Origin of the sequence: Amycolatopsis sp. QT-25 (assembly GCF_029369745.1) — a bacterium.
GTDB lineage: Bacteria > Actinomycetota > Actinomycetes > Mycobacteriales > Pseudonocardiaceae > Amycolatopsis.
Genome location: NZ_CP120210.1, coordinates 4576797 through 4603184 on the forward strand (window position 1 = coordinate 4576797; position 26388 = coordinate 4603184).

Below are 26388 nucleotides of genomic sequence, written 5' to 3' on the forward strand. Positions count from 1 at the left end.
ACCCCTCACACCGGGTGCCGGCGGCCGATGTCCGGCTCCATCGGCACGATCCGGGTCAGCGAGGAGCGGATCTTCAGTCCCGCCGCCCTGTCCCGGCCGCGGGTCCCCCGCGGGGCGTACGGGTAGAAGGTGCCGCGTTCCCGGCGATAGACCATGGTCAGCTTCGGGTGCCGCATGTCCCTCGACTCGGCGAAGTCGACCGTCGTATGCAGCAACCAGGACGCGAACCCGGCCTGGGCCAGGCTTTCGTTGACGTCGGTGAGGTCGTCGAGCAACCAGCCCAGATCGCCGTTCTCCCGCCAGCAGCGCACGATCGTCCGTCCGTGCGCGTCGTGGATGACCACGTTGCGGCGAACGGTGTCCCCGGCGAGACCGGCGACGATCTCCGCGTCCGTCCCCGCGCCAGGACGGCCCTCCGCGACGAAGCAGACACTCCCCGACCCCGTCGGGGCCAGCCCGTGACCGGACCGCGGCGTCAAGGCCGCGAACCTCAAGTCCGGCAACGGAAGCAGGCTCGGCCGCACCGACCTGCTCCTCGCGAGAAGACTTCCCGACAACGCCATGACCTCACCGCACCTTTCCTCTGCGTGAAGCCTTTCCGACGACGTCGCCGCGCCCTAGGGCCGCACGGTCGCGCATCGTGTGGGACAAGTCCCCGGTTCCGGTGACCAACGGCCCTACCAGCGATCGCCGGTCACTTCACTACGGCTCCGCCCGCAGCCGACACGCGTGATTGGGCGGCCGACACGCGTGATCAAAGGGCCGACACTCAACGACGCCGCAGGGAGAACGGCGGCACCGTGTTCGCCCTCAGCGCGTCCTCGTCCAAAGTGGACTCCCCGATGCCCGCCTTGCCGATCCGCTCCGCGACGAGGGCGCCGGGATCGTCGAGCACGTCGGCCCGGCCGCTCAGGAAAGCCCACTCGTGCTCGTCCGAACCGTAGTAGAGAACGGTCCCGAACGACTCGGTGAACCGGCGCCACGACGCGATCAGCGTCTGGTTGCGCCACAGCGTCGGGCAGCCGGCCTGACAGCCGATCACTCCCCCGTCGGTGAGCAGCGCCGTGCACCGGGCCAGGAAGCCGGCGCCGTACAACCGGTTGTGCTGCGCCTCCGGATCGTCGTTCTCGTCCGGCAGGTCGATCACGACGACGTCGTAGGTGTCCCCGCGCTCTCGGGCTTCGGCGAGGAACTCCCAGCCGTCGCGGTAGTGGACGCGGACCTTCCCCTCCCCTCTCTCGGCACGGCCCAGATCGTCGAGGGTGTAGCCGTAGGGAAGGTGCTCGGCGCAGACCCGCACCGCTTCGGCGTCGATGTCGACGTGGTCGACCAACCCGGCCCCCGCAGCGACCGCCAGCCGGGAAGCGACCCCTTCGCTGGAGCCGATGATCAGCACCCGCTCGACGCGTTCGGCGAGCAGCAGCGACGGGACCATCAGGGCCTCGTGGTAGACGAGCTGGCTCAGTTCGGTGCTCTGCCGTTCGTCGTCGCAGAACAGGGAGATCCCCTGCGCGGTCCGTCCGATGAGGACGTGCTGGAACGCGGTACGGCCCTCGAACAGGACCTCCTCGACGTCCCAGTTCCGGGTGAGCCCGGCGCCCATCGGCTCGACGACCACTCGTTGCGCCATCAGTTCTCTCCTCGTTCCACAGTGGACATCCGGACGGTGCCGGCGCCCAGCAGCTTCGCCAGCAGCGCCACCGCGCGCTCCGGATCCGCCCGGTCCCCGCAGGTGAACACGTCCACGAACACCGAGCCGATCTCCGGATAGGTGTGCACGGACGCGTGCGATTCGGCCAGCAACGCGAGCACAGTGACCCCTTGCGGGGCGAAGGAATGCGACACGACTTCGAAGACCGTCGCCCCCGCCTCGATCACCGCGTCGGCGAGGGTCTTCTTCAGGAGAGAGGCGTCGTCGAGCAGTGACGGCTCGATCCCCTCGAACTCCGCGAGTACGTGGCGGCCGGCGAACCGGCCGACCAGTGGTTCTTCACCCGGCATCGGCGAACCTCCCCACACAATAGGTGCGCAACGGCTCGATCCCGTTGAAGGCGACGGACGAATAGCTGGCGGTGTACGCCCCGGTGCCCGGGATGTCCAACCGGTCACCCGCCTTCAACGACTCCGGCAGCGCGCACGGCGTCCGCTGGTACAGCACGTCGTCACCATCGCAGGTCGGCCCCGCGAGGACCACTGGCCCTTCCGGTCCGTTGACGCCGACGGGCTCCAGCCGATACGCGACGGCTTCGTTCTCGCACTCCGCCATTCCGTTGTACCTGCCGACGTCGAGGTAGACCCAGCGGCGTTCGTCGGCGGCGGCACGGGTGGTCACCAGCACGACTTCGGTCCTGATGAGCCCGGCGTCGGCGACGATCACGCGGCCCGGCTCCAGGAGCAGTTCCGGGCCCGGCAGATGCGCTTCGAGCGCGGTGTGGATCACGCGCGCGTAATCGGTCAGTGACGGCACGGGTTCCCGGTGCTCGGTGGCGAACCCACCGCCGATGTTGAGCCGCTCCAGGTGCACTCCGGCGTCGGCGGCGACCTTGGCCGCGGTCGCGATCCCGATCTCCCAGGCGGCCGGATCCGGCTGCTGCGAACCGACGTGGAACGCGATCCCCGGCCGTAGCCCGGCTTCCACGGCCTGGCGGAGCAGGGCCGTGGCCACCTCCGCGACACAGCCGAACTTGTGGCCGAACGGCGTCACCGAGTCCGGACCGCCGGTCAGCAAGCGGACCGAGACCAGCGAACCGGGCGCGTGCTCGGCCAGATTCGCCAGGTCCCCGGCGGAATCGGTGGTGAATTCACGGACGCCGCGTCGGTGGGCGAAGGCGATGTCCGCCGGTTTCTTGATCGTGTTGCCGTAGGCCAGTTCCGCCGCTCGCGCGCCACGGGACAGGCACAGCTCGATCTCCGCCGTCCCGGCCACGTCGAATCCCGCACCGGCCGACCGCACCGCGTCCAGAACCTCGGGCGCGGGATTCGCCTTGACCGCATACCGGATCAGCGCGTCCGGGAAGGCCACCGAGACCGCGGCGGCACGCTCCGCGACCAGGTCGGTGTCCACCACCAGGCACGGTGTCGGCGGTTCGCGATCCGCCAGGAAGGCACGGATCCGGTTCAGGCTTTCGGTCACACGCCCCAGGGTGTCAAAGACCGATCACCGGTACGGAACCCGGGTCACGCCCGGGCATCACCCGAGGGCTGCTCGGGCAGCTCCACCCCGTGCTCGGCGGCCAGCCGCTCCAGGTTGGCCAGATCGGCGCCGACGGCCGAAGCCCTGTCCTCGTCCGAGGCCTGTTCGGCGAGCTGGACGTCTTCCCTCGCCTGCCGTACCCGGTCCCGCAGATTCACCGCGAACTCGCTCATCCAGCACCCCCGATCTTCCGCACTTGTCTGCTTTCACCCTAGGACCCTCCGATTCGGTCACCGACGTGATCTGTGTCATCACGGGTTCGCTCGAGTCGGAGTGGAGCAGTATGACGGCAAGGGACCGGGTTCCGCGGCTCAGCGGAGCCCGGCTTTTTCACCGGGTTCCGGCGCGGCCGTCCGGCGGCCGATCACCGCGAGCGGGACGAGTGCGCACAGACCGCCCGCGACGGCGACCAGAACGTATCCGCCCAGGCCGAAGAGCTGTCCGGCGAGCAGACTCGCCGCGGCGGACGTCCCCCAGACGAAGGCGTCGACCGTGCCCTGCGCCCTCGTCCGCTGAGCGGGCGGCAGATCGCGGCTGAGCATGCTGCTGCCGCCGACGAACACCAGGTTCCAGCCGTAGCCCAGCAAGAACATCGCGAACGGAATTCCCACGTGATGCGAATCGGGAGCACCGATCGCGGTGACCGCCGCGACGGTGAGCGTGCCGATCCCGCCGAAGATCGCCGCGCGACCACCCCACCGGTCGGCGATCCAGCCCGACAGCGGTGCCAGCGCGAACATCCCGACCAGATGAGCGCTCAGCACCCAGCCGACGACGTCGAGCCCCTGACCGTGCTGGTGCAGCTGGACCGGGGTCATCGTCATCACCGCCACCATGGCCATCTGCGCGCCGACCATCGCCACGAGTGGCCCGAGGATCACCGGATTCCGCACGGACATCCGCTCCCGCCTCGGCACACCTTCCTCCGGGGCGGCGAGACCGCGCGGCAGGGTGGAGACCGCGACCACCGCGATGGCCACGACCATCGCCCCGGCCGCGATCGGACCGGACAGGGCGGGCAATTCGGCGGCTTCGGCCTTCGCCGCGGCCGGCGCGATCAAGGCGGGCCCCGCCACCGCCCCGACGGTTCCCGCCCAGACCATTGTGGACAGCGCGAATCCCTTGCGGTGCTCGGGTGACAGATCCGCGGCCGTGTAGCGCGAGAGCTGGGCCCCGCTGTTGCCGAAGCCGATCAAGGGCATCCCGGCCACCAGCGCGAGCACGGATCCGCCGAGCACACCGGCGAACGAGATCAGCGCACCGGCCACCGCGGCCCCGTACATCAGCACCAGGACGAAGCGCCTGCCGTAACGGGCGGCCAAGGTCCCCGACGACAGCGAACCCGCGGCGGAACCGAGCACCAGTACCGCGTTCGGCAGCCCGCTCCACGCGGCACCGGCGTGCTCGGCAACGATCAACGCCGCCGTGGTGGACAGACCGACGACCGCGGTGCTGAGACAGGCGACACCCATGAAGAGCGCGAACATCGGTTTCATGAGTCGAATCTAGGGATTCCGGGCGCCCCGGCGAATAGGCTGTCGAAGGCCTCGCGGGGGTGCGAGGCGCATCATGAAAGGAATCCGGGCGCGATGACCTTACGATCGGAAAGAGCGCTGGACGACCTCGACTGGCGGCTCGTCGAAACGCTCCAGAGCGACGGGCGGCTCTCGTTCAAGGAACTGGGCCGCCGCGTGAACCTCTCCGCCCCGGCCGTCGCCGAACGGGTCCGGCGGCTGGAGGAGTCGGGCGTCATCACCGGGTACCGCGCCCAGGTCGACGCGCGCCGTGCCGGGTACGACCTCCAGGCGTTCGTCGAAATGCGCTGCTCGCTCGGCAGCTGCCTGCTGCGCACCAGCAAGTCGGACGACTACCCCGAGGTGGTCGAACTGCACCGGCTCAGCGGTGACCGCTGCACCATGCTGAAGGTGCGGGCCGTGTCGCTCGAACATCTCGAAGGCCTGTTCGAACGGCTGGGCAAACACGGCGAGATCAGGTCGTCGGTGGTGCTCTCGACGCAGTACGAGGGCAGGCCGGTCGGCCCGCCGGTCGAGGACTACCTGAAGGCGACCAAGAGCGAGGGCTGGAGCGTCTAGCGGGCAGGGACCGATCAGGAATCGAGAAGCGACGGCGGATCGCGTTCACCTAGCGTGATCACCAATGAGGACGAACGGCTCGAAGCTGGTTAGATCGAGCCGGTGAGGCTGACGGAACGTACTCGCGGCCCACCCGAGGATGGAGAGACGATGCGCAAGACCACCGAGCCGCAACCACCCGAGAAACACCCTGCCGACAGCCACGACCTGATCCGGGTACTCGGTGCGAACGAGAACAACCTCAAGAACGTCGCCGTCGAGCTGCCGAAGCGACGGCTGACGGTGTTCACCGGGGTTTCCGGGTCCGGCAAGAGCTCACTGGTCTTCGACACGATCGCGGCCGAGTCGCAGCGGTTGATCAACGAGACGTACAGCACCTTCGTGCAGGGCTTCATGCCGACGCTGGCCAGGCCCGAGGTCGACGTGCTCGACGGCCTGACCACCGCGATCATCGTCGACCAGCAGCGGATGGGCTCCGACCCTCGCTCCACGGTCGGCACCGCCACCGACGCCTACGCGATGCTGCGCATCCTCTTCAGCCGGATCGGCGAACCGCATATCGGCTCACCGCAGGCGTTCTCCTTCAACGTCGCCTCGATCTCGGGCGCGGGCGCGGTGACCGTCGAGAAGGCCGGACGGACCACGAAGGAGCGCCGCGAGTTCAGCATCACCGGCGGGATGTGCGCCCGCTGCGAAGGCCGGGGCAAGGTCAACGACATCGACCTCACCGCCCTGTACGACGACACCAAATCCCTCAACGAGAACGCGCTGACGATCCCCGGCTTCTCCATGGACGGCTGGTACGGCCGCATCCTCCGCGGCTGCGGCTTCTTCGACCCCGACAAGCCGATCAAGAGGTACACCAAGCGGCAGCTGGACGATCTGCTCTACAAGGAGCCGGTCAAGCTCAAGATCGAGGGCATCAACCTGACCTACTCGGGGCTGATCCCCACCATCCAGAAATCGTTCCTGGCCAAGGACCGCGAGGCGATGCAGCCGCATATCCGCACCTTCGTGGACCGGGCGGTCACGTTCGCCGTCTGTCCCGAATGCGACGGCAGCCGCCTCAGCGAGCTCGCGCGGTCTTCGAAGATCAACCGGATCAACATCGCCGACGCCTGCGAAATGCAGATCAGCGACCTCGCCGACTGGGTCCGCGGGATCGAGGAACCGTCGGTCGCGCCGCTGCTGGAGAAGCTTCAGCACACGCTCGACTCCTTCGTCGACATCGGACTCGGCTATCTTTCCCTCGACCGGTCGTCCGGCACGCTTTCGGGTGGTGAGGCGCAACGCACGAAGATGATCCGGCATCTCGGTTCGTCGCTCACCGACGTCACCTACGTCTTCGACGAACCCACCATCGGGCTGCACCCGCACGACATCCAGCGGATGAACAACCTGCTCAAGCAACTGCGCGACAAGGGCAACACGGTGCTGGTCGTCGAGCACAAGCCGGAGACGATCGCCATCGCCGACCACGTCGTCGACCTCGGCCCCGGCGCGGGCACCGCGGGCGGGACGATCTGTTTCGAGGGCACCGTCGAAGGCCTGCGCGCCGGCGACACCATCACCGGCAGGCACCTCGACGACCGGGCGGCGCTCAAGGACAGCGTCCGCGAGCCCACCGGCAAACTGGAGATCCGCGGCGCCGACCGGCACAACCTCCGGAACGTGGACGTCGACGTCCCGCTCGGTGTCCTCTGTGTCGTCACCGGTGTCGCGGGCTCCGGCAAGAGTTCGCTGATCCACGGCTCGATCCCCGCCGCCGAAGGCGTGGTCTCGGTCGACCAGACACCCATCCGCGGCTCGCGGCGGAGCAACCCGGCCACCTACACCGGCCTGCTCGAACCGATCCGCAAGGCCTTCGCCAAGGCCAACGGCGTGAAACCGGCGCTGTTCAGCGCCAACTCCGAGGGCGCCTGCCCGACCTGCAACGGCGCCGGCGTCATCTACACCGACCTCGGCATCATGGCCGGTACCGCGACCACTTGCGAGGAGTGCGAGGGCAAGCGGTTCCAGGCGTCGGTGCTGGAGTACACCTTCGGTGGCAAGAACATCGGCGAGGCACTCGAAATGCCGGTGTCCGAGGCCGTGAAGTTCTTCGGTGAGGGCGAAGGGCGCATCCCGGCCGCGCACGCGATCCTCGGCAGGCTCGACGACGTCGGGCTCGGCTACCTCAGCCTCGGCCAGCCGCTCACCACGCTCTCCGGCGGAGAACGGCAGCGGCTGAAGCTCGCGACGCACATGGGCGACAAGGGCGGCGTCTACGTCCTCGACGAGCCGACCACCGGGCTGCACCTCGCCGACGTCGAGAACCTGCTCGGCCTGCTCGACCGGCTCGTCGACGCGGGCAAGTCCGTGATCGTCATCGAGCACCACCAGGCCGTCATGGCGCACGCCGACTGGATCATCGACCTCGGCCCGGGCGCCGGCCACGACGGCGGCAAGATCGTCTTCGAGGGCACCCCGGCCGACCTCGTCGCGGCCGCTTCGACGCTCACCGGCGAGCACCTGGCGGCGTACGTCGGCACGTGACCCGCCGGTTCACCGGACTCCTAGTCTTCGGGTTCGAGACCGTCGCGGTCGGCCCACTCGAGCAGGGTGTCGAGCGAGTACGCCGTGTCGTCGATGCCCGCGTGCAAGTCGCCGAGTTCGGCGAAGCGCGCGGGCACGGTGGCGATGGTGCACTCGCGCGGCTCGACGTCGTCGATCTCGTCCCATCTGATCGGGGTCGAGACGACGGCTTCGGGCACGCCGCGGACCGAGTAGGCGCTCGCGATGGTGTGGTCCCTGGCGTTCTGGTTGTAGTCCACGAACAGTTTCGCCGGGTCCCGGTCCTTGCGCCACCAGGTGGTGGTGACCTCGTCGGGCATCCGACGCTCCACCTCGCGGGCGAAGGCGAGCGCCGCCCGGCGAACGTCCTGAAAGCCCCACCGCGGTTCGATCCGGACGTAGACGTGCAGGCCGTGGCCGCCGGAGGTCTTCGGCCAGCCGGTGATGCCGAGTTCGGCCAGGATCTCGTGGACGGTGTGGGCGGCCTTCCGCACGGTCGAGAACGGGCAGTCGGGCATCGGGTCGAGGTCGATCCGCCACTCGTCCGGGCGTTCGGTGTCGGCGCGGCGGGAGTTCCACGGGTGGAACTCGACGGTCGACATCTGCACCGCCCAGATCACGTCGGCGGGATGCGTGACGCACAGTTCGTAGGCGTGCCTGCCGGAGGGGAAGTCGACGCGGACGGTCCGGAGCCAGTCCGGGGCACCGTTCGGCACTCGTTTCTGGTGGACCTTCTCCCCCGAAACCCCGGACGGGAACCGGTGCAGCATGCACGGCCGTTCCCGCAGCGCCCGTACGATCCCGTCGCCGACCGCGAGGTAGTACCGGACGAGGTCGAGCTTCGTCTCGCCCCGCGCGGGGAAGTAGACGCGATCCGGGTTGGAGACGCGCACCGTCCGGTCGCCGACCTCGATTTCCACCGCCGAGCTTTTCGCCATGCAGGCAAACTAACCCGAAAGTTGCCGATCCGCGTCCGCTCGATCAGGAACGGGGCTCGCCGCCCAGCTTTCGCGGAGCCCGTGGCGTGGACCCGACCTCCTCCTCACCGGGATCGACGGCGCCGGGCCCGGTGGATCGTCGCGACCATGACGGCGAACACCGCGCCGAGGAAGGTCACGTCCACCGCCGGGACCCAGCGCACGTCACCGCCTTTGAGCACATACGCCCCGACGGGTCGCGCGGCGAGGACGAAACCACCGCCCTCACCCTCCTTGCCTTGTTCGGTCCCGTGCCCGCCGCCTCCGCCACCGACGACGTTCGCGGCCGGGACGATCACCACGCCGTCCTTCTCCACGGGCTCGCCGTAGACGCGCCGGACGGTGAGGTTGTCACGCAGGACGCCGACGACCTTCTCGAGTCCCATCGAGTTCAGCCTTCCCGAGGCAGCACCGACATCACTTCGGACACCGGCCGCAAATGCTCCTCCAGCAAGCGTGCCGCCTCTTTCACGTCGTGGTCGTCCAGGGCGGCGACCAGCGCCCGGTGTTCCTCGTCGATCACCGTCAACCGTTCCGGGCGTGCCTCCAGCGCCCGGACGGTGACCCGCTGCTGCCGCGAACGCAGGGTGTCGTAGAGCTCGGTCAGGACGGTGTTGCCCGCCGCGTTCACGATGGCACGGTGGAATCGGCGGTCGAATCCCGAAACGGCGAACCAGTCGCTTTCGGCGCCGGCGCTCGCCATCGCTTCGATGAGTTCGGGCAGTTCGGCGGGCGCGCCTGCCCGGTTCGCGCAGAGTGCCGCGATGGCGTGACCTTCGATCAGCCGCCTGCTCTGGTAGACCTCTTCCAGTTCCCTGGCGGTGACCGTGCGCACCTGAGCGCCCTTGCGCGGCAGGAGGCTGATGAACCGCTCGGCGGCCAGCCGGTGGAACGCCTCGCGCACCGGCGTCCTGGACACGCCGACCACGCCGGACACCCACATTTCGTCGAGGAACCGGCCACCTTCCAGCTCGCCCGAGATGATTCCGTCGCGCAGCCACGTGTAGACCCGCTCGCGCGCCGGGCCGCCCCCTTCGGCGGTCACAGTCATCTCGTTCCCCCTCCATACCCTTACTTTCCGCGACCGAGACTACACCTGGACCAGTCAAGTATCCATCATGTATACAAGACTTCCACTGATTGGAAGGGGTTCCATGGTGCACGTCGCGGTGGCGCAGTTCGCGCCCGGCAACGACAAAGAGGCCAACCTCGCGCGCGTCTCCTCCCTCGTCGGCGAAGCGGCCGACCGTGGCGCGCGAGTGGTCGTGCTGCCCGAGTACTCGCTGTTCACCGTACCGACGATGAGCCGCGAATTCGTGACCTCGGCCGAAGAACTCGACGGCCCCTTCGTCACCGGGCTACGCGGTCTCGCGAAGGACCGGCAGATCACCGTCGTCGCAGGCCTCAACGAAGCACTTCCCGGCGGCGACCGGATCTCGAACACCCTCGTCGCGGCCGGTCCCGACGGGTCGGTCGCCGCGCTCTACCGCAAGCTCCACCTGTACGACGCCTTCGGGTTCCGCGAATCGGAACTGGTCCGGCCCGGCGACATCGAAGCCCCGGAGACATTCGAGGTCGACGGGATCACGTTCGGCCTTCAGACCTGTTACGACCTGAGGTTTCCGGAAGTCACCCGCCGTCTGGTCGACGCCGGCGCGGACGCGGTCTTGCTGCCCGCGGAGTGGATGCCCGGCCCGCTCAAGGAGGACCACTGGACCACGCTGGTCCGGGCGCGGGCGATCGAGAACACGATCTACCTCGTCGCGGCGGGGCAGGCCGCGCCCACCGGCTCGGGACACAGCATGATCGTCGACCCGATGGGCGTCGTCGTCGCCTCGCTCGGCGAACGCACGGGAACCGCGGCCGGGGAGCTCTCCGCCGACCGGATCGCCGAGGTACGTGCCAAGAACCCGGCCCTGGAACTGCGCCGGTTCGCCGTGACCCCGAAGTCCTGAGTATCTTCTGGTCCGGAGGTCCGTTCGTGAAGACACGCCCTCGGGCGTGGTGACGTGGCTTCCCTTCGCCTGGGTGCCGGGTGGCCGCCCGGCACCCAGGCTCTCGGCCGGTTCCGAGGCGTGGTACATCGAGGCCTCCTTCCTTGCGCCTAGGTACAGGAAGGGGGCCATCATGTACTTCCGACAGCGAACGCGGCGATCACGACCGCTTTCGTTTCACGGCACCAGCAGTCCCCAGTGGACCGCCCACGGTACGAACAGCACCGCTCCGGCCAGCAGCATGCCGACCCGGACTCCCCCGCGGTCCTTCTTCCGCCACCACGAAATCCCCGTCACCACACCGGCGACGACGACACCGATCGCGGCCAGCTGTAAGGCGAGCCAGGGCAACGTCCGTCCGAAAAGGACCGGTCCCGGCGCCATCGCGGCACCCGTGGTCAGGGTGATGTAGTAGCCGAGGAATCCCACTGTGGCGAGCAAACCGGTCGACGCCAGCCAGCGCGCCGGCCCGGCGAGCGGAACTTCCTTGCGACGGCGGAACAACGCCGTCGCCGGGTAGGCCGCGAACGCCAGCAACGCCAGTGCCCACACCCCGGCCTGGAGCCACGGCGTCTCGTACCAGGCGAGGGGTGCCGGCGCGACACTCCGTCTCTCCTGCGGAGGCGGCGGATCGGCGGACGGCTCGTTCCGCACGCCGTTCACCCAGGCTCCGACGAGGTCGAGGTACCCGGGAGCGAAGCCGTCGAGCTTGTCGAAACCATCCGTGGTCCGCCGGAGCCCGTGCTGGGCTTTCGGGAGCACCTTCAGCGTGTACTGCCGGTTTCCCGCCCGTTCCAGGGTTTCCCGGAAGATCCGGACGGCCTCGCCCGGCGGAGTGAGCCGATCCAGTTCACCCCACAGGCCGAGCACCGGCTGCCGCACCTTTTCCAGCACCGGCACCGGGTCGTATCCGGCCTCCGGGAACAAACCGGCACCCGCGAGGGTGCGCATGTTCGTCGACGCCACCATGTCCACCATCGAACCGGTGACCCCGCCGTGCCGCAGATAGGTCTCGAAAGCCCAGGACTGCTGGCGATCGGGCGAAACCCCGTTCGCGCCGACCGTGACCGCGAAAGCGACGTCCTTCGCTTTCGACGCCGCCAGCGGCGCCACCCAGCCGCCCTCGCTCAGGCCCCACACCCCTACGCGGGCGGGATCCACACCCGGCCGCGAGCGCAGCGCCCGCACCGCGGCGAGCGCGTCGTCGGCGAGGACCGCGTAGTCCCGCTCGAACAGCGAATAGCCTTCGGTCCGCTTGTCGTAGATCAGGGTCGCGATCCCCGCCTCGGCGAAGGCTTCCGCCTCGGCGCGGTAGTCGTCCCGGTCGTGTTCGCCGGAGCCGTGCACCATGACGATGCCCGGTGCGAGACCCCCGCGCCCCTCCGGCGCGACCACTGTCCCGTGCAGGGTGACGCCGTGACTGGTGAACGAGACGTCGCCGTTCGGAGCGGTGACGGGTGCCGGTGACGAGACCGCCACGGCGGCCGCGAGCAGCACGGCGATCATCGCCTGCTCACCCGGGCCACCTCGAGCGACGGCGACGCGAGAATGTCCTTCTCGCAGTACCGTTCGGTGACCCACTGGTCGCGCGAGTACCGCTCCGTCCGGTCGCTGTGGTTCACCCGATCGTTCGCGACGATGTGCGGGGTGCCGAATTCGACGCAGCCGGTGGTGGCGTCCGCCCTGGACACCCCGTCCGGCGGTTGCGCGGCGCCGACGGCCGCGACCTTTTTCCAGAGCAGCATGCTGCTCCCCCTTTACGTGTGGAGTCGTTCGTGAAGACACGCCGTCCGGCGTGGTGACGCGCCACCGGTGGTCGAGTGGCCGCTCTCCCACCGGTTTTCACTGCCCCTCCCGCACCTCCCCGCCGGGATCCGGGAACGCCGTCCAGCGCACGAACACCTTCCGCGCGCCCGGGCCGGGTTCCGGCCGCCAGTAGCGGCGCAGCAGGTCCAGGTACTCCTCCCAGAACTGCTTGAGCTCTTCGAGGTCCACGTGGACCGAGCCACGCGAGAACAACAGCGCGTCACCCCATTCGCCCAGTTCACCGCGGCGATCGAGGAAACGCGCCATCTGCTCGAGGTCTTCGGTGAACGCGGCGCGCTGCGCCTCGTCGAACACCGCGCGCATCTCGTCGTTCTGCTCGCTGTGCCGGGGCCAGCGGATGTCACGTTGCCGAGCGCGCCACCAGCGCTCCTTGCCGTGCGCGAGTTCACGCGCCTCCTGGACGAAGTCGTACTTCGCCAGTTCTCGCAGGTGATAGCTGGTCGCGCCCGAACTTTCCCCCAGTTCCTTGGCCAGCTTCGTCGCCGTCGCGGGTCCGCGGCCCAACGCCTCCATGATCCGGCGGCGCAACGGGTGCATCACCGCCTTCAGGACGGCGGCGTCGGCGATCTCTTCGGGTGGCGGCGGGCCGGTCATGCCACCAAGGTAGCCGTGCAAAGGAAATTGTGCAAAGGATTCTTTGCACGCGGTCCGGACTACGCTCGCGGAGCGACCGACGATCCTGCTGACGCTTCCGTGAACTCAGCGTGAAATTGACAACTTCACTACCAAGGTCTTGTGCCGGGCGGACGAAAACTCGGCAGGTTCACGGGTTTTTCGTTGCGTCGTCCCCGAATTTCGGTTGCATCGGATAGTTTTGCCCGAAGTCGACCTAGCGGGAGAGAACATGCCGAAGCACCGCCCTCGACAGACGGACAGGTTGTCCGCCCGGCACCGGACGGCTTTCGCGCTCGCCGGTGGCGCGCTCGCCGTCCTGCCCGCGGTCACCGCGTCGGCGGGACCAGACACCCCGATCGCCGCCCCGAAACCGTCCGTACCGCAGAACCAGGCCGCGGCCTGGCAACCGCCGGCGGGCACGGTCCCGGGGATCGCCGTCGACGGCAGCCTCCCCCAGCCACCCAATCCGGATCCGCTGATCGTTCCCGGCGGCACCGGCAACGTCGGTGGCTCGTTCGCGCCGTCGGGCGCGCTCGGCATCCCCGCCAGCATGATGAAAGCGTACAAGAACGCCGCCGACATCCTGGCGAAGGAACTGCCCGGCTGTCACATCGACTGGGCGTTGATCGCGAGTATCGGCCGCATCGAGTCCAACCACGCGCGCGGCGGTTACGTCGACGCGAAGGGCAACACCCTCGAACCGATCCTCGGCCCGCAGCTCAACGGCGCCGGACCGTTCGCGGCCATCCGGGACACCGACGGCGGCAAGTTCGACGGTGACGCGGTCTGGGACCGCGCCGTCGGCCCGACGCAGTTCATCCCCTCGACGTGGAAGGGCTACGCCTCCGACGGCAACGGCGACGGCGAGTCCAACCCGAACAACATCTACGACGCGACACTCGGTTCCGGCCGCTACCTCTGCTCCGGCGGCGTCGACCTCACCTCCGAGCAGACCCAGCGCGTGGCCGTGTACCGCTACAACCACTCGCTGTCCTATGTGGACACCGTGATCCGCTGGGCGGTCGCCTACCGCGGTGGCGTCGCGACGATGCCGGACAGTCAGGTCCCCGTCGGCGCCCCCGACTCCCAGGACGTCGCCGCCGGCACGCCGGGCGGCCAGGTCCCGGTGCCGACCCTGCCCGGAACTCCCCCGCCCGGTACCACCACACCGCCGCTCCCGCTGCCCGGTACGCCGCCGCCGAGCAGCACCACCCCTCCGAGCAGCAGTTCGCCTTCGAAGCCGAGCAGCACGCCGCCTTCGTCGACGCCTCCCTCGTCGACGCCGCCGTCGAGCACCCCTCCGTCTTCGACGCCTCCGTCCTCCACGCCTCCGCCGTCCAGCACCACGACCACGCCGCCGCCGTCTTCCACCCCGGCCGGGGACACCGGCGAGACGGGCCCGACCAGCACCGGTTCGCCCACCCCGTGACCCACGCGAGTGGTCGCCTGCTTGCCCTCGGCAAGTAGGCGACCACTTGCGGGTGTGGGTGTCCGGAATGTCGTGAACCCGGTCCGCGTTGCCACTTCTCAGAGATCACCAACCGAGAGAAGCGAGACACGGATGTCGTCATTCGTCATGACCGCCGAGGAACGGGAAACCTTTCTGAGCGAGGTCCACATCGGGGTCCTGGCCGTGGAGCGGGAAGGACGGGCACCGTTGGCCGTACCGGTCTGGTACGACTACGAGCCAGGCGGGGAACTCCTGATCTGGATGGACCGCGGTTCGGTCAAGGACAAGGCGATCACGAAGGCGGGCAAGCTCAGCCTGGTCGCGCAGTCGGAGGCGCTGCCGTACAAGTACGTGACGGCCGAGGGTCCGGTCGTCGCGAACGACACGCCGCCGACTCGGGAGCAGGCGCTGAAGATCGCGCGGCGTTACCTGCCCGGCGATGAAGGCACGAAGTACGTCGACGGCGCGCTCAACGACAACTCCGTGCTGGTCCGCGTCCGGCCGGAGAAGTGGCTGAGCAACGACCAGTCCAAGGCCTGATCGCGAGACGGTGTCCCGGCGGCCTCAGGCGTACCGGGACACCGTCGTTCAGCCCGCGATCGGCTCGAACTCGACGACGCTGTCGAGCGCCTTGCCCATCGCGGCGTTCCCTTCGCGGTCGATCACGATCTCCACCAGGACCGGCCGCGACGTCCGCCCGGCCTCCGCGCGCGCCCACTCCAGCGACGCCCGGATCTCCCCCGGCTCGGTGACGCGCGTGCCGGAGCAGCCGTAGGCCTCCATGACCTTCACGTTGTCCGTGCCGATCTTGTCGTAGTGGATGTCGACCTCGAAGTTCATCTCGTAGCCGGTCTCGGCCTGCCGGATGAGCCCGAGGTATTCGTTGTTCAGCATGATCAGCACGAACCCGACGTCGTACTGCGCGGCCACCGCCAGTTCCTCCACCAGGAACTGGAACGAGTAATCCCCGACGACGCCGACGACCTCGGCCTCCGGTCTCGCCTTCTTGACACCGATCGCCGCCGGGATCTCCCAGCCGAGCGGGCCGGCCTGGCCGCACACCTGGTAGTGCCGCGGCTTGTGCGCGCGCTGGAACTGCCCGGACCAGATCTGGTACAGCCCGATGGCGGTGACGAAGTAGGCGTCCTCGCCGTAGAACTCGTTGATCTCCTTGAACACCCGGGGTGCCTTGATCGGTGTGTCCTCGAAGTCCTCGCGCCGGGGCAGCCTCTCCTTGAGTTCGCCGATCCGGCGCGGCCACGCGCGATCCCGCGCCGGAACACGCTCCGACGCCGCCTCGATCAGCGCGTCCAGGAAGGCACCCGTGTCCGACACGATGCCGAGGTCCGGCCCGAAGACCTTGCCCAGCTGGGTCGGTTCGATGTCGACGTGGATGAACTTCCGGTTCCCTCGGTAGACGTCCAAGTCACCGGTGTGCCGGTCGCCGAATCGCGCGCCCAAGGCCAGCACCAGATCCGCTTCGAGGAAGGCCGCGTTCGCCCAGCGCTGCGAGGTCTGGATGCCCGCCATGCCGGCGAAGAGTTCGTGGTCCTCGGGGAAGGTCCCCTTGCCCATCAACGTCACACCGACCGGGACGCCGAGCAGTTCGGCCGCGGTCCGCAGCCGGTCGCTCGCGGCGCCGAGCACCACCCCGCCGCCCGCGAGGATCAGCGGCCGTTCGGCGGCCAGCAGGAGGTCCAGCGCTCGTTCGACCCTGGCCGGTGACGGCGTCGCCTTCGTGACCGGCAGCGGCGAATCGATGCTGGAGTCCCACTCGATCTCCTGGCGCTGGACGTCGATCGGCAGATCGATCAGCACCGGTCCAGGGCGGCCGGATCGCGCGATCCGGAACGCTTCCCGGAACACCCACGGCAGCTGAGCCGCCTCCTTGATCTGCACGGCCCACTTCGTCACCGGCTTGGCGATCTCGACGATGTCGACCGCCTGGAACGCCTCGGTGTGCAGCTTTCTCGAGTCGGCCTGCCCGGTGATGCACAGGATCGGGATCGAGTCGGCCTGCGCGGTGTAGAGCCCGGTGATCATGTTCGTCCCGGCGGGCCCCGAGGTGCCGATCGCGACGCCGACGTTGCCGGTGGTCCGTGCCCAGCCGTCGGCCATATGGGTCGCGCCCTCTTCGTGGCGCACGATCAAATGCTCGATACCGCTGCCCTGCATCGCGTGGTACAGCGGAAGGATCGCGGCGCCGGGGCAGCCGAACGCGGTGTCGACGCCCTCACTGACCAGGACGTCGACAACGGCCTGCATGGCGGGGATTCTGGGCATGCCTCACTCCTTGTTTTCCGCGCCGGACAGCGTTTCGACGACCTTCAGCAGGGCGGAGTGATCGAGCGAGCCGTGCCCCATCGCCCGTCCGGCGGCGACGAGCTGGGCGACCAGCCCGGTGAGCGGCAACGCGACATCGGCCTGCCTGGCGGCGGCGAGCGCGATGCCCATGTCCTTGTGGTGGAGGTCGATCCGGAAGCCCGGCGTGAATTCCCTCGCCACCATGGACTTCCGCTTGAGGTCCAGGATCCGGCTGCCCGCCAGCCCGCCCGCGAGGACGTCCAGCCCGACACCGGCGTCCACCCCCGAAGACTCGAGCAACACGATCGCCTCGGCGATCAGGCCGTACGTCCCGCCGACCACCAGCTGGTTCGCCGCCTTGACGACCTGCCCCGCACCGTGGGGCCCGACATGGACGATCGTCTTGCCGACCGCCTCCAGGATCGGGAGGGCGGCCGCGAAGTCCGCGTCGTCGCCACCGACCATGATGGACAGTGCGGCCAGTTCGGCGCCCGCCTGGCCACCGGAAACGGGCGCGTCCAGCATGCGGAGCTCCCGTTCGCCCGCCCGCTCGGCCACCTCGACGGAGGTCTCCGGCCGGATCGTGCTCATGTCGATCAGCAAGGTGCCCGGTTTCGCCGACTCCAGCACCCCACCCGCCGCCAGCACGACGGCCTCGACCTGCGGGTGGTTCGGGAGCATGGTGATGACGACTTCCGCACCCGACACGGCGTCCGGCACACCGCTCGCGGCCCGGCCGCCCGCGGCTTCCAGCCTCGCGAGCGCGTCGGCGTTCGTGTCGAATCCGCTCACCTCGTGGCCGCCGGCGACGAGATGTCCCGCCATCGGCCCGCCCATGATCCCCAGGCCGATGAATCCCAGCTTGGTCATGCCAATCCCCTCCGTTCGAAAGGCAGCCACGACAACGAATCCGCGCTCGGCCCCTCGGGGCTGTACTCCACGCCGACCTGCCCGCGATAGCCCGCCGTCTGCAGCTTTTCCAGGTATCCCTCGATGTCCAGCGTTCCGGTCCCCGGCTGGTGCCGCCCTGGGGCATCGGCGATCTGCACATGACCGATCCGTCCGGTGTGGACGGTCGTGACCGTGTCGAGGTCGTCACCGTTGACCGCCAGGTGGTACAGGTCGGCCAGCAGCTTCACGTTGTCCCGCCCGAGTTCGTCGAGCACCTTCAGTACGTCGTCCGCGGTCTTGAGCGGATACTTTTCCGTTCCGGACAACGGTTCCAGGACGATCTCCGCGTCGATCCGGGCGGCCGCGTCCGACGCGAGCGCGAGATTCGACAAACCGAGCTCGTCCTGCCCGGCCGGGTCCGCGCCGTCGATCCGGTTGCCGTAGAGCGCGTTGAACCGGCGGCAGCCGAGCCGCTCACCGAGGTCGATCGCCGAGGCGATACCGCGGGCGAACTCGTCCTCGCGCCCGGTCCAGGTGACCAGGCCGCGATCGCCACCCGCCATGTCGCCGGGAAAGAAGTTCAGCCCGGTCACCGCGACGCCCGCCCGACCGACCGACGCCACGAACGCGTCGACCTCGGCGGCGTCCGGCACCGCCGTCTCGAACGGCCACCAGAACTCGACCGCCGTGAAGCCCGCCGCGCGCGCCGCCTCCGCACGGTCAAGCAACGGCAACTCGGTGAAGACCAGCGACAGGTTCAGCACGTAGGGCAGCGCGTGACGCGAACCGGCGAGATCAGCCATCGAAACCTCTATAATTTCGCTATACGGAAATTTTCTTTCGTATATCGAGAATAGCCCGCTCGCCTGTCCTCGGTCAACGGGCGAGACACGGTCGCGGTCCGCCGGAAGGCCACGAAGTGTCAGACCCTCTCGTTAACGTTGTCCGCCATGAACACCACGCCCTTCCGAGCCCGGATCCCGGAGGCCGATCTCGAAGACCTCCGCGCCCGGCTTCGCCGCACCCGCTGGCCCGAAGACGAGACCGTCGACGACTGGTCGCAAGGCGTCCCCTCCGCCTACCTGCGCGAACTGTGCTCGTACTGGGCAGAGGACTACGACTGGCGGGCCGCGGAGTCGCGGCTCAACGCGATCCCCCAGTTCCGGACCGAGATCGACGGCCTCGGCATCCACTTCCTGCACGCCCGCTCCCCCCACCCCGGCGCGCTGCCGCTGGTCCTCACCCATGGCTGGCCCGGTTCGGTCTTCGAGTTCCTCGACGTACTCGGCCCGCTCACCGATCCGGTCGCCCACGGCGGGGACGCGGCGGACGCCTTCCACGTCGTCGTCCCGTCCTTGCCCGGTTACGGTTTCAGCGACAAACCCGCGCGAGCCGGCTGGTCGATCCAGCGCATCGCCGACGCGTGGATCCGCCTCATGGACGGCTTGGGTTATGAGCGCTACGGCGCCCAAGGCGGCGATTGGGGCACCAGCATCACCACCCTCATGGGGCGGACCGCGCCCGAGCGGCTGGCCGGGATCCACCTGAACCCGCCGCTGGCGGCGCCGGACCCGGCGACGTTCGGCGACCTGACCGAATTCGAGCGGAAGTCGCTCGAAGACCTCGAAAGGGCCAAGGCGGACGGTTCGGGTTACGCGATCCAGCAGACGACGAGGCCACAGACGATCGGCTACGCGCTGGCGGACTCGCCGGTCGCGCTGTGCGCGTGGATCGTCGAGAAGTTCCAGGCCTGGACGGATTGCGGCGGCCATCCGGAGAACGCCTTGTCCCGGGACGCGATGCTCGACGACATCACGCTCTACTGGCTCACCGGCACCGGCGCTTCGTCCGCCCGGTTGTACTGGGAGAGTTTCAACGAGGTGTCGAACTGGTTCGCCGAGTCCACTGTGGACAGCATCACCGTGCCGACGGGTTGTTCGATCTTCCCGCGCGAGACCCCACGCCCGTCCCGCCGCTGGGCGGAACGCCGGTTCACCGACATCCGGTACTGGAACGAACTCGAGCGTGGAGGCCACTTCGCGGCCTTCGAACAGCCCGGCGTGTTCACCGACGAGGTGCGGTCGTTCTTCCGGCTCGTCCGGTGACCGATCGCCCCTGACCCGGCGTCAGGCTGTCTGGTAGGAGGCGTCGGTCCGTGAAGGACTCCTTGAGGGACCCAGAGTCCCTCAAGGAGTCCTTCACGGCACAAGCTCGGCCAGCTCGACGCCGTCATCGGTGATCACCAAGGGATATCCATTAGGCGGAGCCATTGTCGTTGGCTATCTTCCGCGGCATGACGATGGACACGCCACCCCAGCGGACGGCCACCCTCGCCGACGCGCCCGCCATCGCGGCGCTGATGCGGACCTCGGTGCTGGAGGTGTTCCCCAGATTCTACGACGAGCGCCAGACCGCGAGCGCGGCCGAGCACGTCGCGCGTCTCGATCCGCGGTTGCTCGAGGACGGCACGTACTTCGTGCACGAGGCGGACGGCGAGATCGTGGCGTGCGGAGGGTGGAGCAGGCGCAACAAGACGCACGCCGGCGCCGGTGAGGCGGCGGACGACGACCGCCCACTCGATCCGGCCACCGAACCCGCGCGGGTCCGCGCGATGTTCGTCCGCGGTGACTGGACCCGGCGTGGGCTCGGACGTGCGATCCTGGAGTCCTGTCGTATCGCGGCGAAGGCCGAGGGGTTCACCTCGCTGACGTTGACCGCGACCTTGCCCGGCGTCCCGCTCTACCTGTCGTTCGGCTTCACCGAAGTCGAACGGGTGACGGTGACGACACCCGACGGCATCGACATCGCGGGCGCCGTGATGGCCAGGGACATCGACGATCCGGATAGCATCGAAAGATGATCCCTGGGGCCACCGCATTCTCGTTCGTCCTGATCTGCCTGCTCGGCGCGATGGCGCCGGGCCCGGATTTCCTGGTGGTGACCCGCAGCGCGATCCTCGGCGGGCGCAAGGCCGGGATCGCCGCCGGACTCGGCATCGCGCTCGGCGTGTTCGTCTGGGTGGTCGCGATCGCACTCGGGGTCGCGGCGATCCTCACCGCGTCCGCGATCGCCTTCACCGTGGTGAAACTGATCGGCGCCGGATATCTGATCTTCCTCGGCGTCAAGGCGTGGCTGGCCGTGCGCCGCGGTGACTACAGCGAACTCAAGGACAGGGTGGCGCCCGTCGTCGCCCCCAAGGAGGCGTTCCGGCAGGGACTGCTCACCAATCTGCTCAACCCGAAGGTCGCGATGTTCTTCCTCGCGCTCATCCCCCAGTTCCTCCCCCATTCGGCCTCGACCGCACAGACCCTGCAGCTGGCCGTGCTGGCCACCACCGTGGCCGTCGTCTGGACCTTCGTCCTGGCGACGCTGGTGGGTTCGCTGCGGAGGTTCTTCGGCTCCGGCCGGGTGCGGCGGGCGATGGACGCGGTGATGGGCACCTTCCTCGTCGGACTCGGGATCCGGGTCGCGGTCCAGAACTGACGAAGGCGCCCATCACCCGACGTCAGAGGGAACGGGCGGCGAGACGTGTGCCTTCGACGCGGGCGGCGATCTTGGCGAACGCGGTGTCCCGCGACGTCGAGGTGTCGTCGGCGAACGGCGAGAATCCGCAGTCGTCACAGGTGCCCAGCCGATCCGGCGAGATGTATCGCGCGGCCTGGAGAACCCTGTCCCGGACCTCCTCGGCGGTTTCGACGCGCGGATCGATCGGATCGGTCACGCCGACGAAGATCCGCTGCTCCGGCCGGGAGTGCTCGGCGATCACCTGCAAGGCACGCTCGGGTTCCGCCTCGCTGGCCAGCTGGACGTAGACGTTGCCCACCTTCAGCCGGAACAGCGTCGGGAGCAGTCCGGCGTAGTCGACGTCGAGACTGTGCGCCGAGTCCTGGTCTCCACCGGGGCAGGTGTGCACACCGATCTTCTTCCGCTCCTCCTCGGAGAACCGGTCCAGCACGGTGTTGTTCAAGTCCACAAAGGACTGCAAGAGTCCACCGGAAGGATCGAGCTTCAGCGACAACCGGCCTTCGGTGAAGTCGAGCTGAACGCTGTCGGCACCAGCGTCGAGACTGCGGCGGATGTCGGTTTCGGCTTCGTCCACCAGGTCGGCGGTGAACCGATCCCGGCCATATCCGGCCAATTCCTCACCGGGATAAACGAGGCTGATCGCCGAAGCCGCGATCACCGCCTGTTTCACCGGCCTGGTCGTGTGTTTCCGGACTTCACGCAGATAGGAGTCGGCGTAGGTCCGATACCGGAACGGCCCGGCGGTGAGCCGTGGAAGCTGACGGGTGTGCCCGTCTGCGAAGGGGATGACGACGCCGTCCGGAGCGAGGGAAGTGAGGCTGGCCAAGGGATAGGTGGCGAAGCTCGGCTTGCTCTGTTCTCCGTCGGTGATGACCGGGGAACCGGTCTCCTCCAGTCGCCTGACGGTGTCCACAAGGGCTTTTTCCCGCAACTCGCCGAGCCCGTCGGTGTCGAGCCTCCCCGCCGCGTGCTCACCGAGCGCTTCGATGAGGTAGCCGGGACGGGGGATGCTGCCGATCGGTTCGGTGGGAATGGTCATCTCTCGCGTCCTCCCAGAGTGAGCAACCGCGGCCGCCGTGGCCACAGGCTCAAAAGCTACCGAGCCCTTCCTGCTTTGACGATCTTTCGACGTGCCCGAACCCTAATGGCGTAACAGATCCACTCATGAAGATCAATATTCGCCGAGCCGTATATGTCGTTATACAAAAACCGGGAAATTCGGCGCTTATCCGGCCCTGCTCCTGGGTATTCCGTGGATGTCGACGGCCGGAGCGCGCCGAAGGAGAAGCCCGATGCTGAGCCACCACGATCGGCAAGAGCTGGAAAAGATCGAGCGCTGGTTCGAGCTGACCGAGCCGGCGTTGGCCGCCCGGCTCCGCTCCGGCAGGCCCGCCCAGCCCCCGCTGCTCCGGCTGGCCGTCCTCCTCGGCCTGGACATCACCGCGGGTCTGCTGATGCTGCTGGGCGTCGTGATGAACAGCCCCGCCCTGTTGCTGATCGGGATGGTCACCGTGACCACAGCGGTGATCGTGCATCTGTCCCGGTTCGGTCGCGACTGATCGTCTTCCCCGCACACCGGTAGGGTTCCGGTCGATACGTCCGGGCACCGAGAGGGAGACGCATGCGGTTCATGATCATCATCAAGGCGGACGAGGATTCCGAAGCCGGGAAGATGCCGCCGATGGAGGCCCTGACCGCCATGGCGAAGTTCAATCAGGACATGCTCGACGCCGGGGTGCTGGTGGGCGGCGAGGGCCTTCAGGAGAGTTCGAAGGGCGCACGGGTCACGATCAACGCGGCCGGGGCCACCGTCACCGACGGCCCCTTCACCGAGACCAAGGAGCTCGTCGGCGGTTACTGGATCGTCGATGTCCCTTCGCGCGCCGAAGCGATCGAGTGGGCGAAGCGCTGTCCCACTCCCCCGCACAGTGACACCGTCCTCGAGATCCGCAAGATCCTGGAAGCCGAGGATTTCGGCGAGAACTTCACGCCGGAGTTGCAGGAGAACGAGCAGCGGATGCGCGACGAGATCGCGGAACGGTCGTAGCACGAGACCTGAGCGGCCCCACAGGGCGCGGCTTAAGCTCGCTTCATGGCCGTCCGGGAGTGGGTGCGCTGGGTTCTTCACGTCGACCTCGACCAGTTCATCGCGGCGGTCGAGGTCGCCCGGCGGCCCGAGCTGCGGGGCAGGCCCGTGGTCGTCGGGGGCGCGGGTGATCCGGCCGAACGGGCCGTGGTGGCGACGGCGTCGTACGAGGCGCGGGCTTTCGGCATCCGGTCCGGAATGCCCTTGCGCACCGCCGCGAAACGCTGCCCCGACGCGATCTTCCTGGCGACGGACGCACCCGCCTACCAAGAGGTGTCCGATCGGGTGATGGCGACGCTCCGGGAGTTCCCCGTGGTCGTCGAAGTGCTCGGCTGGGACGAAGCCTTCCTCGGCGCCGGCACCGAGGATCCCGAAGCACTCGCCGCCGACATCCGGCGAGTGGTGGCCGAGGAGACCGGGCTGTCGTGCTCGGTCGGCATCGGGGACGACAAGCTGCGCGCCAAACTCGCCACCGGCTTCGCCAAACCGGCCGGGATCTTCCGGCTCGTCCAGGACAACTGGTGGGACGTCATGGCCGAGCGGCCGCCGGACGCGCTGTGGGGCATCGGCGCCAAGACCACGAAGAAGCTCGCCGAGGCCGGTTACCGCACCGTGCTGGAACTGGCGGGCGCCGATCCCGCGGACCTCGCCGCCCGGTTCGGCCCGAAGCTCGGCCCGTGGTACCGGCTCCTTGCCGGCGGAATCGGGGACGACGAGGTCACCGCGACGCCGTACGTCGCGCGATCCCGCAGCCGCGAGACGACGTTCCAGCGGAACCTCACCCATCCCGGGATCATGGCCGCGGAGGTCGCCGCGCTGGCGAAACGCGTCTCGCGGGACGTCGTCGACGAAGGCAGGCCCGCCGCTCGGATCGCGGTCAAGGTCCGGTTCGCGCCGTTCCACACCCATGTACACAGCGTGACCCTGCCCGCGCCGACCTCGGATCCCGCCGAAATCGAGAAGGCGGCGCTGGCCGTGCTCGGGATGTTCGACCTCGGCAGACCGGTCCGCCTGCTGGGTGTCCGCGCCGAATTCGCCACGCCCGCGTCACCTTGACAGCGCTCGCGGCGCTTTGCCATTCTGGGTTCCGGGCCGAGAGGCGCTGCGACGGAATTCTTCCGCCACGCTCGGCCCGCTGCGACAGACGTAAGGGCGCCTCCCACCGCGGAGGTGCCTTTCTTTGCGTCGAAACCCTTTTCCGGCCTTCGTCGTCGAGGCCGTGCGCTGAATCCTCGCACTGACACCGCCCTTCCCGCCACCGGCGCGAAGGGCGGTTCCGCCCTGCCTTCCTTCCTGATCGGAGAACCTGTGAGCCCCACCCTGTCCAAGATCAACGGGATCGAATTCGCCGTCGCCGATCTTTCGCTCGCCGAGGCCGGACGCAAGCAGCTGCGCCTCGCCGAGGTCGAGATGCCCGGCTTGATGGCGCTGCGCCGCGAATACGCCGAATCGCAGCCGCTGAAGGGCGCGCGGGTCGCCGGTTCGCTGCACATGACGGTCCAGACCGCCGTGCTGATCGAGACGCTCGTCGCGCTCGGCGCCGAGGTGCGCTGGGTTTCCTGCAACATCTTCTCCACGCAGGACGAGGCCGCCGCGGCCGTCGTCGTCGGCCGGGAGGGCACCGTCGAGCAGCCGTCGGGTTCGCCGGTGTTCGCGTGGAAAGGTGAGACGCTCGCCGAATACTGGTGGTGCACCGACCAGCTCTTCGACTTCGGCGACGGCCGCCTCCCGAACATGATCCTGGACGACGGCGGTGACGCGACCCTGTTGATCCACAAGGGTGTCGAGTTCGAGGCCGCCGGCGCCGTCCCGCAGGCGACCGAGGACGACCCCGAGGAGTACCACCTCGTGCTGGAGACCCTGCGCGAGAGCCTCGGCCGCGACACGAGCCGCTTCACCCGCATCGCCAAGGAGGTCCGCGGGGTCACCGAGGAGACCACCAACGGCGTCAAACGCCTCTACAAGCTCGCCAAGGAAGGCGAGCTGCTCTTCCCGGCGATGAACGTGAACGACTCGGTGACGAAGTCGAAGTTCGACAACAAGTACGGCATCCGCCACTCGCTCATCGACGGTCTCAACCGCGGCACCGACGTGATGATCGCGGGCAAGGTCGCGGTCGTCTGCGGCTACGGCGACGTCGGCAAGGGCGCGGTGGAATCGCTGCGCGGTCAGGGCGCCCGCGTGGTCGTCACCGAGATCGACCCGATCTGCGCGTTGCAGGCGGCGATGGAGGGTCTCGACGTCGTGGAGCTCGACGACGTCGTCGAGCGCGGTGACATCTTCATCACCACCACCGGCAACTTCGACATCATCATGGCCGACCAGATGGCCAGGATGAAGCACAACGCGATCGTCGCGAACGTCGGGCACTTCGACAACGAGATCGACATGGCCGGGCTGGCGAGGATCCCGGGCATCCGGAAGATCGAGATCAAGCCGCAGGTGCACGAGTGGATCTTCCCTGCCGGGGCGGGGGCCGACCGCGAGGCGCACTCGATCATCGTGCTGTCCGAGGGCAGGCTGATGAACCTCGGGAACGCCACCGGCCACCCGAGCTTCGTGATGTCGAACTCCTTCACGAACCAGACGATCGCGCAGATCGAACTGTTCACGAAGCAGGGCGAGTACGCCACCGACGTCCACGTGCTGCCGAAGCACCTCGACGAGAAGGTGGCCCGTCTGCACCTCGACGCGCTGGGCGTCCGGCTGACGAAGCTGACCAAGCGCCAGGCCGAGTACATCGGCGTGGACGTCGAAGGTCCGTACAAGCTGGATCACTACCGGTACTGAGCTCTCGCTCACCAAAGTGGGTGATCACTAGGCCGAATGCGTGAAAACTTCGGCCGGATGGACCCGTTTCCCCTCGCGTGGAGTGGGCAT

Annotated in this window: 28 protein-coding genes; 12 read left to right on the forward strand and 16 right to left on the reverse strand. The window is 68.5% G+C overall.

Annotated features, from left to right (window positions below; translation table 11 throughout):
• Positions 1 to 5: 5 nt before the first annotated feature.
• From P3102_RS21170 to P3102_RS21195, 6 genes are all read right to left on the reverse strand, one after another.
• A complete protein-coding gene (locus P3102_RS21170; protein WP_276361105.1) occupies positions 6 to 524 on the reverse strand; it encodes a hypothetical protein in 519 nt (172 codons plus the stop codon).
• Positions 525 to 769: 245 nt separating this feature from the next.
• On the reverse strand, positions 770 to 1630 hold the full coding sequence (locus P3102_RS21175; RefSeq protein ID WP_276361107.1) for a spermidine synthase: 861 nt from the start codon (positions 1628 to 1630) through the stop codon (positions 770 to 772).
• Positions 1630 to 2001 carry an adenosylmethionine decarboxylase gene (gene speD / locus P3102_RS21180; protein ID WP_276361109.1) on the reverse strand — a complete coding sequence of 124 codons (372 nt, stop codon included), beginning with the start codon at positions 1999 to 2001 and terminating at the stop codon, positions 1630 to 1632. The genes P3102_RS21175 and speD overlap by 1 nt, the downstream gene beginning before the upstream one ends.
• Complete coding sequence (locus tag P3102_RS21185; RefSeq protein WP_276361110.1) at positions 1991 to 3133, reverse strand: type III PLP-dependent enzyme; 1143 nt, start codon at positions 3131 to 3133, stop codon at positions 1991 to 1993. The genes speD and P3102_RS21185 overlap by 11 nt, the downstream gene beginning before the upstream one ends.
• A gap of 44 nt (positions 3134 to 3177) precedes the next feature.
• Positions 3178 to 3366 carry a hypothetical protein gene (locus tag P3102_RS21190; protein ID WP_276361112.1) on the reverse strand — a complete coding sequence of 63 codons (189 nt, stop codon included), beginning with the start codon at positions 3364 to 3366 and terminating at the stop codon, positions 3178 to 3180.
• Between the two features lie 138 nt (positions 3367 to 3504).
• Positions 3505 to 4689 (reverse strand): MFS transporter, encoded by a 1185-nt coding sequence (locus tag P3102_RS21195; RefSeq protein ID WP_276361114.1) that lies wholly within the window; start codon positions 4687 to 4689, stop codon positions 3505 to 3507.
• 93 nt (positions 4690 to 4782) lie between these two features.
• Here P3102_RS21195 and P3102_RS21200 point away from each other — a divergent pair, with 93 nt between their 5' ends.
• The gene (locus P3102_RS21200) at positions 4783 to 5286 is read left to right on the forward strand and encodes an Lrp/AsnC family transcriptional regulator (protein WP_276361116.1); all 504 of its coding nucleotides are present in this window, start codon (positions 4783 to 4785) and stop codon (positions 5284 to 5286) included.
• 150 nt (positions 5287 to 5436) lie between these two features.
• Entirely contained in the window at positions 5437 to 7821 is a 2385-nt protein-coding gene (locus tag P3102_RS21205; protein ID WP_276361117.1) for an excinuclease ABC subunit UvrA, read from the forward strand.
• A gap of 20 nt (positions 7822 to 7841) precedes the next feature.
• On the opposite strand, the gene ligD is transcribed toward P3102_RS21205, so the two are convergent.
• The 3 genes from ligD to P3102_RS21220 form a co-directional block, all read right to left on the reverse strand.
• Entirely contained in the window at positions 7842 to 8777 is a 936-nt protein-coding gene (gene ligD / locus P3102_RS21210) for a non-homologous end-joining DNA ligase (protein ID WP_276361119.1), read from the reverse strand.
• A gap of 104 nt (positions 8778 to 8881) precedes the next feature.
• Entirely contained in the window at positions 8882 to 9202 is a 321-nt protein-coding gene (locus P3102_RS21215; RefSeq protein ID WP_276361120.1) for a sporulation protein, read from the reverse strand.
• Between the two features lie 5 nt (positions 9203 to 9207).
• Positions 9208 to 9867, reverse strand: coding sequence for a GntR family transcriptional regulator (locus tag P3102_RS21220; protein ID WP_276361122.1), 660 nt, complete (start codon positions 9865 to 9867; stop codon positions 9208 to 9210).
• A gap of 103 nt (positions 9868 to 9970) precedes the next feature.
• Here P3102_RS21220 and P3102_RS21225 point away from each other — a divergent pair, with 103 nt between their 5' ends.
• Positions 9971 to 10771: a carbon-nitrogen hydrolase family protein gene (locus tag P3102_RS21225; protein WP_276361123.1), complete on the forward strand. Its 801-nt coding sequence runs from the start codon at positions 9971 to 9973 to the stop codon at positions 10769 to 10771.
• A gap of 216 nt (positions 10772 to 10987) precedes the next feature.
• Here the strand turns inward: P3102_RS21225 and P3102_RS21230 are convergent, their stop codons facing one another.
• From P3102_RS21230 to P3102_RS21240, 3 genes are all read right to left on the reverse strand, one after another.
• Positions 10988 to 12316: a prolyl oligopeptidase family serine peptidase gene (locus P3102_RS21230; RefSeq protein WP_276361125.1), complete on the reverse strand. Its 1329-nt coding sequence runs from the start codon at positions 12314 to 12316 to the stop codon at positions 10988 to 10990.
• Positions 12313 to 12555, reverse strand: a complete 243-nt coding sequence (locus P3102_RS21235; protein ID WP_276361127.1) for a hypothetical protein — start codon at positions 12553 to 12555, stop codon at positions 12313 to 12315. Before P3102_RS21235 ends, P3102_RS21230 begins: the two co-directional genes overlap by 4 nt.
• A gap of 97 nt (positions 12556 to 12652) precedes the next feature.
• Positions 12653 to 13231, reverse strand: a complete 579-nt coding sequence (locus tag P3102_RS21240) for a helix-turn-helix domain-containing protein (RefSeq protein ID WP_276361128.1) — start codon at positions 13229 to 13231, stop codon at positions 12653 to 12655.
• A 250-nt stretch (positions 13232 to 13481) separates the two neighbouring features.
• On the opposite strand from P3102_RS21240, the gene P3102_RS21245 reads away from it, so the two are divergent.
• Complete coding sequence (locus P3102_RS21245; protein WP_276361130.1) at positions 13482 to 14681, forward strand: lytic murein transglycosylase; 1200 nt, start codon at positions 13482 to 13484, stop codon at positions 14679 to 14681.
• 132 nt (positions 14682 to 14813) lie between these two features.
• The gene (locus P3102_RS21250; protein WP_276361131.1) at positions 14814 to 15242 is read left to right on the forward strand and encodes a pyridoxamine 5'-phosphate oxidase; all 429 of its coding nucleotides are present in this window, start codon (positions 14814 to 14816) and stop codon (positions 15240 to 15242) included.
• Between the two features lie 48 nt (positions 15243 to 15290).
• On the opposite strand, the gene gcl is transcribed toward P3102_RS21250, so the two are convergent.
• The 3 genes from gcl to P3102_RS21265 are packed head-to-tail and all read right to left on the reverse strand — an operon-like array spanning position 15291 to position 18700.
• A complete protein-coding gene (gene gcl, locus P3102_RS21255; protein ID WP_276361133.1) occupies positions 15291 to 16985 on the reverse strand; it encodes a glyoxylate carboligase in 1695 nt (564 codons plus the stop codon).
• A 3-nt stretch (positions 16986 to 16988) separates the two neighbouring features.
• Entirely contained in the window at positions 16989 to 17876 is an 888-nt protein-coding gene (locus tag P3102_RS21260; RefSeq protein ID WP_276361134.1) for a 2-hydroxy-3-oxopropionate reductase, read from the reverse strand.
• A complete protein-coding gene (locus P3102_RS21265; protein WP_276361136.1) occupies positions 17873 to 18700 on the reverse strand; it encodes a TIM barrel protein in 828 nt (275 codons plus the stop codon). The genes P3102_RS21260 and P3102_RS21265 overlap by 4 nt, the downstream gene beginning before the upstream one ends.
• 147 nt (positions 18701 to 18847) lie before the next feature.
• Here P3102_RS21265 and P3102_RS21270 point away from each other — a divergent pair, with 147 nt between their 5' ends.
• The 3 genes from P3102_RS21270 to P3102_RS21280 all read left to right on the forward strand — a co-directional run bounded on the left by P3102_RS21270 (position 18848) and on the right by P3102_RS21280 (position 21380).
• Complete coding sequence (locus P3102_RS21270; RefSeq protein ID WP_276361137.1) at positions 18848 to 20002, forward strand: epoxide hydrolase family protein; 1155 nt, start codon at positions 18848 to 18850, stop codon at positions 20000 to 20002.
• Positions 20003 to 20190: 188 nt separating this feature from the next.
• On the forward strand, positions 20191 to 20757 hold the full coding sequence (locus tag P3102_RS21275; RefSeq protein WP_276361139.1) for a GNAT family N-acetyltransferase: 567 nt from the start codon (positions 20191 to 20193) through the stop codon (positions 20755 to 20757).
• The gene (locus tag P3102_RS21280) at positions 20754 to 21380 is read left to right on the forward strand and encodes a LysE family translocator (protein WP_276361140.1); all 627 of its coding nucleotides are present in this window, start codon (positions 20754 to 20756) and stop codon (positions 21378 to 21380) included. Before P3102_RS21275 ends, P3102_RS21280 begins: the two co-directional genes overlap by 4 nt.
• 22 nt (positions 21381 to 21402) lie before the next feature.
• On the opposite strand, the gene P3102_RS21285 is transcribed toward P3102_RS21280, so the two are convergent.
• Positions 21403 to 22461: a cobalamin-independent methionine synthase II family protein gene (locus P3102_RS21285; RefSeq protein ID WP_276361142.1), complete on the reverse strand. Its 1059-nt coding sequence runs from the start codon at positions 22459 to 22461 to the stop codon at positions 21403 to 21405.
• Positions 22462 to 22714: 253 nt separating this feature from the next.
• Here P3102_RS21285 and P3102_RS21290 point away from each other — a divergent pair, with 253 nt between their 5' ends.
• From P3102_RS21290 to ahcY, 4 genes are all read left to right on the forward strand, one after another.
• Complete coding sequence (locus P3102_RS21290) at positions 22715 to 22981, forward strand: DUF3040 domain-containing protein (RefSeq protein ID WP_276361144.1); 267 nt, start codon at positions 22715 to 22717, stop codon at positions 22979 to 22981.
• A 62-nt stretch (positions 22982 to 23043) separates the two neighbouring features.
• Entirely contained in the window at positions 23044 to 23469 is a 426-nt protein-coding gene (locus P3102_RS21295; protein WP_276361145.1) for a YciI family protein, read from the forward strand.
• Positions 23470 to 23514: 45 nt separating this feature from the next.
• Entirely contained in the window at positions 23515 to 24564 is a 1050-nt protein-coding gene (locus P3102_RS21300; protein WP_276361147.1) for a DNA polymerase IV, read from the forward strand.
• A gap of 252 nt (positions 24565 to 24816) precedes the next feature.
• A complete protein-coding gene (gene ahcY, locus P3102_RS21305) occupies positions 24817 to 26298 on the forward strand; it encodes an adenosylhomocysteinase (RefSeq protein ID WP_276361149.1) in 1482 nt (493 codons plus the stop codon).
• Positions 26299 to 26388: the final 90 nt, after the last annotated feature.

What these genes read in the sequence shown, in the direction of transcription:
- P3102_RS21175 (WP_276361107.1), bottom strand. Translation starts at nt 1,630, where the DNA reads ATGGCGCAACGAGTGGTCGTCGAGCCGATGGGCGCCGGGCTCACCCGG.
- speD (WP_276361109.1), bottom strand. Translation starts at nt 2,001, where the DNA reads ATGCCGGGTGAAGAACCACTGGTCGGCCGGTTCGCCGGCCGCCACGTA.
- P3102_RS21190 (WP_276361112.1), bottom strand. Translation starts at nt 3,366, where the DNA reads ATGAGCGAGTTCGCGGTGAATCTGCGGGACCGGGTACGGCAGGCGAGG.
- P3102_RS21195 (WP_276361114.1), bottom strand. Translation starts at nt 4,689, where the DNA reads ATGAAACCGATGTTCGCGCTCTTCATGGGTGTCGCCTGTCTCAGCACC.
- P3102_RS21200 (WP_276361116.1), top strand. Translation starts at nt 4,783, where the DNA reads ATGACCTTACGATCGGAAAGAGCGCTGGACGACCTCGACTGGCGGCTC.
- P3102_RS21205 (WP_276361117.1), top strand. Translation starts at nt 5,437, where the DNA reads ATGCGCAAGACCACCGAGCCGCAACCACCCGAGAAACACCCTGCCGAC.
- ligD (WP_276361119.1), bottom strand. Translation starts at nt 8,777, where the DNA reads ATGGCGAAAAGCTCGGCGGTGGAAATCGAGGTCGGCGACCGGACGGTG.
- P3102_RS21215 (WP_276361120.1), bottom strand. Translation starts at nt 9,202, where the DNA reads ATGGGACTCGAGAAGGTCGTCGGCGTCCTGCGTGACAACCTCACCGTC.
- P3102_RS21220 (WP_276361122.1), bottom strand. Translation starts at nt 9,867, where the DNA reads ATGACTGTGACCGCCGAAGGGGGCGGCCCGGCGCGCGAGCGGGTCTAC.
- P3102_RS21225 (WP_276361123.1), top strand. Translation starts at nt 9,971, where the DNA reads ATGGTGCACGTCGCGGTGGCGCAGTTCGCGCCCGGCAACGACAAAGAG.
- P3102_RS21230 (WP_276361125.1), bottom strand. Translation starts at nt 12,316, where the DNA reads ATGATCGCCGTGCTGCTCGCGGCCGCCGTGGCGGTCTCGTCACCGGCA.
- P3102_RS21235 (WP_276361127.1), bottom strand. Translation starts at nt 12,555, where the DNA reads ATGCTGCTCTGGAAAAAGGTCGCGGCCGTCGGCGCCGCGCAACCGCCG.
- P3102_RS21240 (WP_276361128.1), bottom strand. Translation starts at nt 13,231, where the DNA reads ATGACCGGCCCGCCGCCACCCGAAGAGATCGCCGACGCCGCCGTCCTG.
- P3102_RS21245 (WP_276361130.1), top strand. Translation starts at nt 13,482, where the DNA reads ATGCCGAAGCACCGCCCTCGACAGACGGACAGGTTGTCCGCCCGGCAC.
- P3102_RS21250 (WP_276361131.1), top strand. Translation starts at nt 14,814, where the DNA reads ATGTCGTCATTCGTCATGACCGCCGAGGAACGGGAAACCTTTCTGAGC.
- gcl (WP_276361133.1), bottom strand. Translation starts at nt 16,985, where the DNA reads ATGCCCAGAATCCCCGCCATGCAGGCCGTTGTCGACGTCCTGGTCAGT.
- P3102_RS21260 (WP_276361134.1), bottom strand. Translation starts at nt 17,876, where the DNA reads ATGACCAAGCTGGGATTCATCGGCCTGGGGATCATGGGCGGGCCGATG.
- P3102_RS21265 (WP_276361136.1), bottom strand. Translation starts at nt 18,700, where the DNA reads ATGGCTGATCTCGCCGGTTCGCGTCACGCGCTGCCCTACGTGCTGAAC.
- P3102_RS21270 (WP_276361137.1), top strand. Translation starts at nt 18,848, where the DNA reads ATGAACACCACGCCCTTCCGAGCCCGGATCCCGGAGGCCGATCTCGAA.
- P3102_RS21275 (WP_276361139.1), top strand. Translation starts at nt 20,191, where the DNA reads ATGACGATGGACACGCCACCCCAGCGGACGGCCACCCTCGCCGACGCG.
- P3102_RS21280 (WP_276361140.1), top strand. Translation starts at nt 20,754, where the DNA reads ATGATCCCTGGGGCCACCGCATTCTCGTTCGTCCTGATCTGCCTGCTC.
- P3102_RS21285 (WP_276361142.1), bottom strand. Translation starts at nt 22,461, where the DNA reads ATGACCATTCCCACCGAACCGATCGGCAGCATCCCCCGTCCCGGCTAC.
- P3102_RS21290 (WP_276361144.1), top strand. Translation starts at nt 22,715, where the DNA reads ATGCTGAGCCACCACGATCGGCAAGAGCTGGAAAAGATCGAGCGCTGG.
- P3102_RS21295 (WP_276361145.1), top strand. Translation starts at nt 23,044, where the DNA reads ATGCGGTTCATGATCATCATCAAGGCGGACGAGGATTCCGAAGCCGGG.
- P3102_RS21300 (WP_276361147.1), top strand. Translation starts at nt 23,515, where the DNA reads ATGGCCGTCCGGGAGTGGGTGCGCTGGGTTCTTCACGTCGACCTCGAC.